The sequence below is a fragment of the Deltaproteobacteria bacterium genome, from assembly GCA_019308995.1.
Lineage (GTDB): Bacteria > Desulfobacterota > Desulfarculia > Adiutricales > JAFDHD01 > JAFDHD01.
Genome location: JAFDHD010000091.1, coordinates 1 through 12117 on the forward strand (window position 1 = coordinate 1; position 12117 = coordinate 12117).

At 49.7% G+C, this 12117-nt stretch carries 12 protein-coding genes; 8 read left to right on the plus strand and 4 right to left on the minus strand.

The genetic code is table 11. From position 1 onward, the window contains the following. A partial coding sequence (locus JRI95_13030) for a hypothetical protein (GenBank protein ID MBW2062465.1) occupies window positions 1-330 on the minus strand: 330 nt, incomplete at its 3' end. Window positions 331-419: 89 nt separating this feature from the next. Between JRI95_13030 and JRI95_13035 the strand changes: the two genes are divergently transcribed. The 7 genes from JRI95_13035 (at window position 420) to JRI95_13065 (ending at window position 9527) form a co-directional block, all read left to right on the plus strand. Beyond that, complete coding sequence (locus JRI95_13035; protein MBW2062466.1) at window positions 420-716, plus strand: transposase; 297 nt, start codon at window positions 420-422, stop codon at window positions 714-716. A gap of 441 nt (window positions 717-1157) precedes the next feature. Then, window positions 1158-3032, plus strand: coding sequence for an acyl-CoA synthetase (locus JRI95_13040; GenBank protein ID MBW2062467.1), 1875 nt, complete (start codon window positions 1158-1160; stop codon window positions 3030-3032). A gap of 23 nt (window positions 3033-3055) precedes the next feature. Beyond that, complete coding sequence (locus JRI95_13045; protein MBW2062468.1) at window positions 3056-5566, plus strand: site-specific DNA-methyltransferase; 2511 nt, start codon at window positions 3056-3058, stop codon at window positions 5564-5566. A gap of 15 nt (window positions 5567-5581) precedes the next feature. After that, window positions 5582-5884, plus strand: a complete 303-nt coding sequence (locus JRI95_13050; GenBank protein MBW2062469.1) for a nucleotidyltransferase domain-containing protein — start codon at window positions 5582-5584, stop codon at window positions 5882-5884. After that, window positions 5874-6203, plus strand: a complete 330-nt coding sequence (locus tag JRI95_13055) for a DUF86 domain-containing protein (protein ID MBW2062470.1) — start codon at window positions 5874-5876, stop codon at window positions 6201-6203. The genes JRI95_13050 and JRI95_13055 overlap by 11 nt, the downstream gene beginning before the upstream one ends. 9 nt (window positions 6204-6212) lie before the next feature. After that, window positions 6213-8990, plus strand: coding sequence for a DEAD/DEAH box helicase family protein (locus JRI95_13060; protein MBW2062471.1), 2778 nt, complete (start codon window positions 6213-6215; stop codon window positions 8988-8990). Window positions 8991-9104: 114 nt separating this feature from the next. After that, window positions 9105-9527: a PaaI family thioesterase gene (locus JRI95_13065; GenBank protein ID MBW2062472.1), complete on the plus strand. Its 423-nt coding sequence runs from the start codon at window positions 9105-9107 to the stop codon at window positions 9525-9527. Between the two features lie 12 nt (window positions 9528-9539). On the opposite strand, the gene JRI95_13070 is transcribed toward JRI95_13065, so the two are convergent. The 3 genes from JRI95_13070 to JRI95_13080 all read right to left on the minus strand — a co-directional run bounded on the left by JRI95_13070 (window position 9540) and on the right by JRI95_13080 (window position 11711). After that, window positions 9540-9743: a hypothetical protein gene (locus JRI95_13070; GenBank protein MBW2062473.1), complete on the minus strand. Its 204-nt coding sequence runs from the start codon at window positions 9741-9743 to the stop codon at window positions 9540-9542. Then, window positions 9736-10959, minus strand: a complete 1224-nt coding sequence (locus tag JRI95_13075) for an ArsA family ATPase (protein MBW2062474.1) — start codon at window positions 10957-10959, stop codon at window positions 9736-9738. Before JRI95_13075 ends, JRI95_13070 begins: the two co-directional genes overlap by 8 nt. A 98-nt stretch (window positions 10960-11057) precedes the next feature. Next, window positions 11058-11711: an HAD family hydrolase gene (locus JRI95_13080; protein ID MBW2062475.1), complete on the minus strand. Its 654-nt coding sequence runs from the start codon at window positions 11709-11711 to the stop codon at window positions 11058-11060. Window positions 11712-11804: 93 nt separating this feature from the next. Here JRI95_13080 and JRI95_13085 point away from each other — a divergent pair. Further along, window positions 11805-12117: radical SAM protein (locus JRI95_13085; protein MBW2062476.1), on the plus strand; the 313-nt coding region annotated here is incomplete at its 3' end.

A 12117-nucleotide genomic window follows, 5' to 3' on the forward strand; every position in this document is an offset into this window, starting at 1 on the left:
ATGGCGAAAATTACCAAGGAAGAGTATGTTCTTTGTATCCCACGATTTCTCAGGACGCGGGACGTAGAAGCTGGAATCAACGCCATGTGGAACCACACTTGTCTTTTCTTTCAGGTCTGGCGCAAGCCGGATAAGAATCTCCATGTCCTGTTGCGTCAAGGAAAGGACATGATCAACCGAGCGATACATTTTAAATTCATACTCAAAAAGCTCCTCGATCGTCCCTTTGCCGATGCGCTCTCCCTTCCCGGCCCGCTGCTGAAAAGCTTGCGTGTAGCATTCATGGACAGAAATAATCGTCATGGTATGGGGAGGAATGACGGGTGGCACAGACAACTTTATAAAGTTGTCTGTGTTGCAAGCTATAGCGCAGCAACAAGAATTTTTATTAAGCGGTATGTTTTAATTACTTTTAGCTAATGAGTGACCGTAAGATATATGACGAAGAGGGGCATGCCCATTACTTAACCTTCTCCTGTTACAGAAGAAGGCGGATATTAAACGATGGTATTTACAAGAAGATTGTAATCGGTTTGCTCGCGTCTGAGCTGGCCAAACAAAATGGGGAGTATCTTGGGTTTGTGGTAATGCCTGACCATGTTCATGTCATCACCTGTTTCTCCATGCCGAATCAAATTAGTTCTTTCATGAAAGTGTGGAAACAGAGGTCTTCAAGGTATATCAAGAAGAATATGAGAGAAAACCATTCTTCCTAATTACATGCACCAAAATCCAGTATGGGCAGGTTTAGTTGTTAGACCTGAGGATTGGTTTTATAGTTCTGTAAGATGGTATGTGCCAAGGAAGAATGTGGGGGTGAGAATCAGGCTTCAAGCTAGACTTCTTGTGCCTTCGGCACTCAGACAACTTTACAAAGTTGTCTGAGCCACCCGCGATTTTTCCTTTTCCGACCCGCCTTCTTGGTCAAAAAATCACGGCCAGGGATTTTATCCATATTTCTGAGGAGAGAAACGCCAAGTTAGTTTGGTGTCCAAATATTGTATTCCGTCAGAAACGAAAGACAAGGCTTATCTCTCAGCCGTTTGCCTGACGCTGGCAGGGTGATGAGTGCTTGACACCCATTAATCTTTTTTCTATCCTGAGGCCAATACATAAAAAAGTTAGTTAAAAATAATCCAGGGAAAAGGAGGCTGGCAATGGGTGAGCTTAAAATTGCGACGATCGCAGATATCGAGGAGTTTGAAAAAACTCCCCTTGAAGAGAGGCTCGAGTATTTTAATACCTATGATTTAATCAAACACGGGACCGCCATCAACCCCGATGCTATAGCCATGAGCTTTATCCTTTCCGGGGATGCTTTTGACAGCCCGGTTCAGGTGACCTACCGGGATTTCCTGGCCCAGGTGACTCGAACGGCCAACCTCTTTCATGACCTGGGCGTTGGGCCTCGGGACGTTATCACTTATCTGCTGCCCAATCTTCCTCAAACTCATTATATCCTCTGGGGAGGCGAAGCGGCCGGGATCGTCAATCCCATTAACCCCATGCTTGAGCCTTCCACCATCGTTGATATCTGTCAGGCCGCGGGGACAAAGATTCTGGTGGCTCTGGGAGAATTTCCCGGCACGGACATCTGGCAGAAGGTTACGGCCATCCGCAGCGAGATACCGGACCTCCAGGCCATCGTCCGCGTCATGGGTCCCAGCGATGAGAAGGATGGGATTTACGGGTTCGATGAGGTCCTGGCGCAATACAACGGGGACAAGCTGGATTCAGGTCGCGTCATTGATCCTCAGGACATGGCGTCCATGTACCACACCGGCGGAACCACCGGCACGCCTAAACTCGCGCCCCACACTCACTTCAATGAAGTGGCCATGGCCTTTATAACCGGAGTGGCAGGCGACCTCAACACCGGTGAAGTCATCATGTGCGGCCTTCCTCTCTTTCACGTCAACGGAACCACGGTCACCGGCTCGTTTCCTTTTTCCATTGGCGCGCATGTGGTTATTCTTTCGCCCAGCGGCTACCGGGACGTTTCCATCATGCAAAATTTCTACAAGATCGTGCAGCACTACCAGGCCATCAGCTTTTCTTCTGTGCCTACGGTCTTGTCGGCGCTGCTGGACATCCCCCTGGGAGACGCGGACATCTCCTCTCTTCGTTACGCCATCTGCGGGGCGGCCCCGCTTTCAGTCGAACTCTTCAAGAGGTTTGAAGCTCACAGCGGCATGAAGATCATCGAAGGCTACGGCCTGACTGAAGGGACGTGCGCCTCTTCCATGAATCCCGTTTTCGGCGAACGAAAGGTTGGTTCTATCGGCCTGCGTCTGCCATACCAGGAAATGAAGGTTTTTATTATTGATGAAGAGGGGCGGTTCGTGCGGGACGCGGAAACCGATGAGATCGGTTCGGTCTGCATCAAGGGGCCGAACATTTTCAACGGCTATCTGGACGAGGCCCATAACCATGGTATCTGGGCCAAAGAGGGGTGGTTCAACACAGGCGATCTGGGGCGGCAGGACGCGGACCAGATTTTCTGGCTCACCGGACGCCAGAAAGAGCTGATCATCCGCGGCGGACACAATATAGACCCGGCCGCGATCGAGGAACCGCTCTACCGTATCCAGGGGGTCCAGGTTGCCGCGGCCGTGGGGCGGCCGGACCCTTACGCCGGAGAGATTCCCATCGCTTACGTGCAGCTCCAGGAAGGCGCTGATCTTACGCCGGAGCAGATCCTTGACCGCCTCAAGGGTGAGATCGGCGAGCGCGCGGCCATACCAAAGGAAATCTGTATCCTCGATGAAATACCCTTGACCCCGGTGGGCAAGATATTCAAGCCGTCTCTGCGCTGGGACGCCACCAGGCGCATCTATGAGGCTGAACTTAAGAACCTCGGGGATCTGGCCGACTCAGTCGAGGTCACGGTCGGGGAGGACAAGCTCCATGGGTCTCTGGCGACCCTGGTTGTCAAGGCCGCGTCCGGGGCCTCAAAGGAGGCTATCGAGGAAAAAGTAATGGAACTCCTCTCCCGCTATACCATCAAATACCGCCTGGAGATAATTTATTAGCGGCTTAAGAACAGAGGTAAAATATGGCGAGAAAAAAGAAGGTGAACAAAGATATCGAGCAGTACGATCATGCGGGCAAGGAAAGGCTAAACAATCCGCCGGTGGGGCTGGTGTCTGAAAACACTGAACCATACGAAGACCCCAGGAAGACATACGAATATGACCCGCATCTTGATCCGCAATTGCAGTGGGCGGGCAAGGCCGAGCATACCTCTTTTGAAGTGCCGACCCGGAGCCTGCACGTGCATGAACGGATTGATCCGAAAACGATTATTGACACGGTGCAGAAAGAAGAGACCGGCTACAAACAGATGTCGCTTTTTGAATCTGACAAAAGGCCGCTACGGGAAGCGATTGAATTTTACAAGCACAAAGAAGGCTGGAGCAACCGCATGATTGCCGGGGATTCTTTGCTGGTCATGAACTCGCTTCTGGAAAAAGAAGGCATGGCTGGCAAGGTGCAGATGATCTATATTGACCCGCCTTACGGCATCAAATACGGCTCCAATTTTCAGCCTTTTGTGAACAAGCGAGATGTGACAGACAGAAAAGACGAAGACCTGACCGCCGAACCGGAGATGATCAAGGCGTTTCGGGATACCTGGGAGCTGGGGATACATTCTTATCTGAGTTATTTGAGGGACAGGTTGCTGCTCGCAAGGGAATTGCTGCATGAAAGCGGGAGCATGTTTGTGCAGATTGGCGATGAAAATATTCACTTAATAAGAAATATTCTTGATGAAACATTCGGGCAAAACAATTTTGTTAGTTTAATTGCGATTAAGAAAGGGCTTGGATACTCATTGAATTTTATTCCTTCAGTATACGACTATATTCTTGTATATGCCAAAGATAAAGAAAAACTAAAATACAGAAAACCGTATATTTACGATGAGGAAGAAAATTTTACAACATTTGCATGGATAGAGCTTGAGGATGGAAAAAAGAGACGGCTTTTAAAAAAGGATTTTAAAGATGGAAAGCTTGTGACTAAAGGTAAGTTATTCCAAACATCCACATTGATGTCCAAGGGGGCTGCTTTTGAAGATCAAGCATATAATTTTGAAAAGAAATTATACTATCCATCTAAAGGTGCACATTGGAAAACAAAATGTCCTGATGGATTGGATAATTTGAAGACTGCAAATCGGCTTATAGGCGTAAATGAGACTTTAGCTTTCATACGCTATAGAGATGATTTCCCATACAAAATTCCAACGAATGTATGGGATGATACAATCCAAAGCACATTTGCTTCAGATAAGATCTACGTCGTACAGACAAATACTAAGGTTTTACAGCGTTGTATCTTGATGGTTACTGATCCGGGCGACCTGGTCTTTGACCCGACCTGCGGTAGCGGCACAACCGCCTATGTTGCCGAACAATGGGGCCGTCGCTGGATTACGTGCGACACCTCACGCGTTGCGCTCACCCTGGCCAAACAGCGGCTCATGACCGCTAATTTTGACTATTACCAGCTTGCCCATCCTGACGAAGGCGTGGCCAGCGGGTTTGTTTATAAGACTGTGCCGCACATTACGCTCAAATCCATTGCCAACAACGAACCGCCTCAAGAGGAAACCCTGTACGACCAGCCCAAAGTTGACAACAAGAAAACCCGTATCACCGGACCATTCACGGTTGAGGCCGTGCCTTCACTTCGTGCAAGGTCTCTGGAAGAGATCGAAAAGGAAAACCAGGGTACAGGCGAAAGCGTGGCCCGTTCCGGCGAAACCCTGCGCCAGTCACAATGGCGGGATGAACTCTTGAAAGCAGGGGTGCGAGCAAAGGGCGGCGAGAAACTTGAATTTACCCGCGTGGAGCCGATAAGCGGCACCCGCTGGATTCAATGCGAAGCAGAAACAAAAGAAGACAAACCTCAAAAGGTATTTATTGTGTTTGGCCCTGAGCATGCGCCGCTGGAACAGCGTATGGTAGAAAACGCCTGGCAGGAGGCACGGCCGTTCAAGCCGGATATCCTTCTCTTTTGCGCCTTTCAATTTGATGACGAAGCAGCCAAGGATATTGACGAACTGAAACCCGAAATCGCGGGGATACAGCTTTTAAAGGTGCAGATGAATGCCGACCTGTTCACCGATGACTTAAAGAAAAAACGCTCCGGCAATGATAGTTTCTGGCTCATTGGCCAGCCTGACGTGGAAATCAAGACCATTGCCAAAGGAGAGGATAAAGGAAAGTATCAGGTGGAAGTGCTTGGATTTGATTATTACAACCCCAAAACCGGTAACGTGGATTCCGGCGGCAATGGGAACATCGCGATGTGGCTTCTCGATACAAACTATGATGATCGCAGTCTGTTTCCATCCCAGGTATTCTTCCCCATGGCCGGAGCGAAAGACGGCTGGAGCAGACTGGCAAGGAATCTAAAAGCTGAAATTGACGAGGAGAAGATCGAGGCATTTAAAGGTACGGTCTCGCTTCCTTTTGAAAAAGGGGAAAACGCCAAAATCGCCGTGAAAATCATAGACGACCGGGGTATTGAAAGTTTAAGAGTTATATCACTCCTGTAAAAAGAGAGGCGCATTATGTTCAAGCTCACAGATTATCTTTCAGAGGAACAACTGAAATCAATCTGCAGTGAATACCATATTAAAAAAATCTCGCTGTTTGGATCGGCTTTACGCGATGAATTAACCTCGGACAGCGATATAGATATACTTGTTGAATTTGTGTATGGGAAAGCGCCCGGGCTTATGGGATTCTGCCATCTTCAAAATCTGTTGACTGATCTGGTCGGCAAAAAAATCGAACTTCACACCCCAAACGATTTAAGCCGTTATTTCAGGGATGATGTAGTAAAGGATGCGGTGATACAATATGGTTATTGATGATATTACAAGAATATCGCATATGCTTGAAGAAGCGCAGGCTGCTGTATCATTCTGCAAAGATATGTCTTTCGAAGAATTTTGCAATGACAGAAAAACTGTAAACGCAACTGTACGTTCCATAGAAGTTATTGGCGAAGCAGCTTCCAAACTCTCAAAAACCTTCCAAGAAAAACACAAGAACATTGATTGGCGGGATGTACTATCCATGCGAAATGTATTGGCCCATGCCTATTTCGAAATTGATCACGAAATAATATGGAAAACGGTACAGGGAGATTTACCACTGTTTATTATAACTCTTAAAGAGATTCAATAAAGGGGAATAATGAAACAGATAGACAAACTCATCATCAACTCCCCGTATGAGGAGCCTAAATACTACTGGCATTATGACCGGGAACATCGTTCATTTGAAAGACGCGAGGGTCGCAGACCGGCCGGTTACGTTGTCGCCACGCCGGACAGCAAGGGGTTTGACGATCCAGGGGTTTTTGTGCCGATTGAACTGGTCGAGAAAATCCGCCCTCGTGTGAAGTCCTGGCGGGAAAATGGGTATCGCGGTGTTTCCGGCATCACCCGCCGGTTGCTTCATCACTGGCAGGACCCGAAGGAACGTGAAATCAGGCGGTTTTTCTTCTGTCAACTGGAAGCCATAGAAACTCTTATCTGGCTGACGGAGGCGCCTGAAGCGGAAAAAAATGGTATTGAGATCCCGGGGGACGGCGGAGAGTTTGCGCGTTGGTGCTGCAAGATGGCCACCGGCACCGGCAAAACGGTTATTATGGCCATGCTGATTGCCTGGCAGGCGCTGAACAAGATCACGCACCGTCAGGATACCCGGTTTGCCAAAGATTTTCTTGTTGTGGCCCCGGGACTGACCGTGAAAAGTCGCTTGTCGGTGCTGCACCCAACTGATTTGGGGAATTACTATGAGGAATTCAATATTGTCCCCCAGGGCTTGATGGAACGGTTGAGGCAGGGACGCATCAAGGTGATCAACTGGCATAAACTGTCCTGGGAAAGCGAGGAGCAGGTCCAAAAGAAAAAGAGCGTGGATAAACGCGGCGTGCTTAGCGATGAGGCGTATACCCGTCATGTGCTGGGCGATATGGCAAACAGCCGCAATCTGATTGTTATTAACGATGAAGCGCATCACGCCTGGCGGATCAACGTGGAAGCCAAGGGGAAATACATGCGTCAGCGGGACATGAAAGACAGCGCGGAAGAAGCAACCATCTGGATAGGAGGATTGGACAGACTGCATAAAAGCAGAGGTATTCTGCGCTGCTTTGATCTTTCGGCAACACCTTTTGCGCCGTCCGGTAAAAAGGCGGAAGAAGAATCGCTGTATGGATGGATTGTAAGTGATTTTGGCTTGAACGATTCTATTGAATCCGGGCTGGTGAAAACGCCGAGGGTTGTCATCCGGGATGACAGCAAAAAGACTAAGGAGTTGAAACCCCGTCTTTACCATATTTACATGGACCCGGACGTTAAGGATGATATCAACCGCAAGGCAGAGGAGACAGAGCCGCTACCCGACCTGATTTCCGATGCCTATTACCTGCTGGGAGGAGACTGGCTGGAGACAAAGCAAAAATGGGAACAGGAAGGGCACACAATTCCACCGGTTATAATTACCGTTGCCAACCGGACGGAAACTTCAGCGCGAATCAGGTTCAGTTTTGATCATAAACAAATTTTGATTGATGAATTGTGCAAGCCCGAAAAAACGCTCCATATCGACAGCAAGGTTTTGAAAGAGGCTGAAAGCTCCGATGAAGGTACACCGGTTGATTTTACTCCTGACGAATCGGGTGAGATTAAACTGACCAAAAAACAGCAAGCCGAACTCCTGCGGCAAAAGGTTGATACGGTGGGGAAAAAAGGTCAACCGGGCGAGCAGGTTCAAAATGTCATTTCAGTGGGAATGCTTTCCGAAGGGTGGGACGCCAAAACAGTTACCCATATCATGGGGCTGCGGGCGTTTACCAGCCAGCTTTTATGCGAGCAGGTCGTTGGCCGGGGGCTCAGGCGAACAAGTTATGAGGTTGGGAAAGATGGGTTGTTTGAAGCGGAATATGTTAATATATTCGGTGTTCCTTTTACCTTTCTACCGCATGAAGGCGGAGAAGGAGTTCCGCCGCCTCCACCCAAACCCAAAACGGCAATTGAGCCTGTTTTAGAAAAGCAGGAATTTGAAATCACCTGGCCCAATATTATCCGAGTAGATCATGTCTATCATCCTAAGCTACATCTTGATGAAGTGAAACCCATTTATCTGGATCCCTACGAAAGCGTTACACAGACCGAAATGGCTGCCATAATTGCCAGCAAACCGAATCCGGCCGTTTTGTCGGAGATCGACCTGAAGGAGATAGCGGAGAAGTTCAGGATACAAACGATTGTTTTTGAAACGGCAAAACGGATTTATAACAGCGAAAAGCCCGGATGGAAAGGCTCGGAAGGCCTTTTCCTGGCTCAGATAATACGGCTGGTTGACGGTTTCATCCAGAGTGACAAAGTTGTCATAAAGGATGATCTTTTCAGTAGTGATCCACTTCGACACAGAGTGCTTATTTTGCTCAATATAAACAGAATCGTTCAGCATATCTGGAACGGATTGCGGGCGGAAAACACCGATAAAGTCGTTCCTGTGTTTGACCGTGAAAATCCAATCAGAAGCACCGGCAGAATGAGGACATGGTATACAAGCAAGCCGTGCGAATATACAGAGAAATCGCACATCAACCATGTGGTGGTGGACAGCACATGGGAGGCGAGCGAAGCTTACCGGCTTGGCAAAAGTGAACAGGTGGGCGCGTGGGTCAAGAACGATCACCTGGGATTCAGCATTCTATATAATTACAGAGGTGTTGTGCGTAAATACTACCCTGACTTTATTATAAAATTGCAGAACGGCGAATTTCTAATTCTCGAAACCAAAGGACAGGATTCCGATGTCGCTCGCACAAAAAGAGCATACTTGCAGGAATGGATAAAGGCAGTGAACAATCACGGCGGTTTCGGGACATGGTATGAGGCGGTATCATTTAACCCAAATGATTTATCAGAAATATTGAAAAGAAAAAGAATCCGCTAACAAATCGTTCCACCTGACATTTTTCCGCTACGCTCCAAATTGCAGGTGAACTCAGTCGATATATAGACGCGGCGCGGCTGGAAAGGGGATTCGGTCTAGAAGAGGAGCTTATTGATGGATGAAGCGGTAAGGCAGGCCTTTCATCGGGCCGTGGATAAGGAGCCTTTTGCTAAAGTCTTGAATTTGGAACTGGTGGAACTCGATGAGGGGTATTCTGCGGTGGAGATGCTTTTTGACCCCAAAACCATGGGTAATATTTATGACATGGCGCATGGAGGGGTCATATTCGCCCTGATTGACGAGGCCTTTGAAACCGCGTCCAACTCCCATGGCACGGTGGCCGTGGCCCTGAATATGAATATCACCTATATCGCCAGCCCCCGGCCCGGGGCCAGATTGCGCGCCGAAGCCCGGGAGGTCAGCCTGACCCGGAGAACGGCCACGTATGAGATCAAGGTTCAAGATCAGGACGGGAAGCTTTTAGCCGCGTGCCAGGCGCTTTGCTACCGCAAAAAGGATAAGGTCCCTTTTCTCTGATCCGCGCTTGGCCTAAGAAACTTTGACCTTCCTGGCTTTGGGGGCCGGTTTTTCTTCAAGGTCCAGGGCCGACAACCCGGCCTCGATCAGGGACTTCATGGCCATAAGCATTTCCCGCCGGGCGTTTTTCATGTGCTGCCTGGCGTCGGAGTCTTTGGCCTGGTTTATGAAGTGACAAAAAGGACATTCGAATTTTTCCTCGGTTTTTCTAGGCATCTTTTTCTCCTCCAAACGTCAGTTTCAAAGTCTGATCCTTAAGTTCGGCCTTGATCAGCTCCTGGCTGGCCAGGCCCCGGGGCAGGATTAGATTGCGCCTGAAATTCTTGAACTTGATAACCAGCTCATCCCCCTTGACCCAGGTTTCCATATCCTCCCGATTCACAAATGGCATTGGAATTTCCATGACACTGCGCCCGTCAAGCGAAACGATGCTGACCGGCTTGCCTTGATAAAAAAGCCCGGCCGGGTTTCGGTCCTGATAAATCTCTTGAGCCAGTTCGGCCAGGAGTTTGAGTCCGAGGATCTCCTGGTTCCAGAGGGGTGAGGTCAAGATGGGCAGGGGGTCGAAAGAATCCTGAATGAGCTTCATGTGCCTCGCCTGAATCTTCCGCCACTGGTCGTAAAACGGGTCCTTGATTTCCTCAGGCAAAACCCGGTTGACGATCACGGCGTCCATGCCGAAATCGAACAGGTTTAAGAGGGCATAGGCCCGCTGAGCCTCCTTGATGACCATCTTTTCAGGGTTGACCACCATGCGGATCGAGGTGCGCGACCGGTCGGTCAGCAAATCCTTGACACCGATGATTTTGTGATAAAGCTGCTCCACGCTTTCAAAAACTTCGTCCGGCGGCAGGGGCGCATTGGTAAGGCGCCGGGCCACCGGGCGGATAGTACGAACCAGGGCCCGTTCGATATTGAAGATCTTCTCCATGTACCACTGTACGATATCCGGCACGGCCAGAAGCCGGGTCGTGTCCGCGGTCGGGGCGCAGTCTATGATGATGACCCTGAAGCGTTCATCCCGGGTGTGTTCCATCAGGGCGAGCAATGAAAAGATTTCATCAATTCCAGGCGGGATGGCCAGTTCATCGGCGATGACCGAGTCAAAGCCTCTCTGTTTCAGAAACTGCATCAGAAAGCTGTGAATGGCGCCCCAGTGGCTGCTGATCTGAAAGTTGACATCTATCTCCTGGGCCCATAATCCCTGGCGCACCAAGGTCGGGTCCGCTCCGACCGGAAGGTCGAATGAATCAGACAGGCTGTGGGCCGCATCCGTGCTCATAATCAGGGTGCTAAGTCCTGCTTGGGCGCACATGACCGACGTCGCGGCGGCCACGGAAGTCTTGCCCACGCCCCCCTTGCCCGTAAACAGGATGATGCGCGCCTCTGCCAGGGCGGATGCTTTTTTTGCCTGTTTCTTCTTTCTTGTCATGAGATTAAATATACACCTCTAAAGGCAGAAAGGCAAAAAATGGTTAATATCGCCTAGGGAGACCCGCTTCGCGAGCCACCCTGACCTACAAGGCTGAACTAATAAAGATGATCCAGAAGGTCCAACGGTCTGTCTAGGATCAGCCTGGCGCCGCAGCCTTTCAATTCCTCAGGGGAACGGTATCCCCAGGAGACTCCCACCGGGAACATTCCGGCCGCAATTGCTGTCTCCATGTCCGTGGCCATGTCTCCGAGATAGAGAAACTCATTCAACTCAAGGGAAAGGCGGGCGGCGATCTCGAATGCGCCTTGCGGGTCAGGTTTCCTGGGGATATCGTTTCTCGCTCCCAGCACCATGGCAAATCTTGGCCCGGGAAAATAATGAGCTATCATCTTCCTGGCGGCGTCATCAGGTTTATTGGTAAGAACGGCTAATTTTTTTTCGTTTTTTTCCAGTTCGTCCAGGAGTTCGGTAATCTCTTGAAAAGGCTTGGTCTTCCTGGTCCAGTTCCGGCCGTATTCAGCCCGGTATTGCTGCACGCATTTCATGATCATCAATTCTTGTCTCTGGTCTTGGGGCAAGGCGCGAAAGACCATCTTCTCCACACCGTCGCCAATGAAATATTGATACGCTGTTAAGGCATGGCTTTTAAAGCCCTCCCTTTGAAGCACGGCGTTCATGGAATCAGCAATGTCCTCCAGTGTATCCAGCAGCGTTCCGTCAAGATCAAACATCACAGCCTTGAAGTTCATGTCTTGTCCTCTTTCAGTCACCTGAATTTGTACCTTCTTGTAATCCCTTAAGCGATGGCCTATACTGAAACAAACATAGCCTGGAGCGAGCGCGTGAGTCAACCCTCGTACCTGAAACTTTATGAAGCCGGTCTTCTCGAGGAGCGGATTGAAGAGGCCCGGGAGATGCTGCGGCAGTGCCGGGTTTGCCCGCGGCAATGCGGTGTTGACCGCCTGGCCGGTGAGACCGGTGTCTGCCAGACCGGGGCCCTGGCCCGGGTTTCCAGTTACAACGCTCATTTTGGTGAAGAAGACCCTCTGGTGGGCCAGCACGGTTCAGGCACCATCTTCTTCACCTTTTGCAACCTTTTGTGTCTCTTCTGTCAGAATTACGATATCAGCCACCTGGGTCACGGCCAGGAGGTTG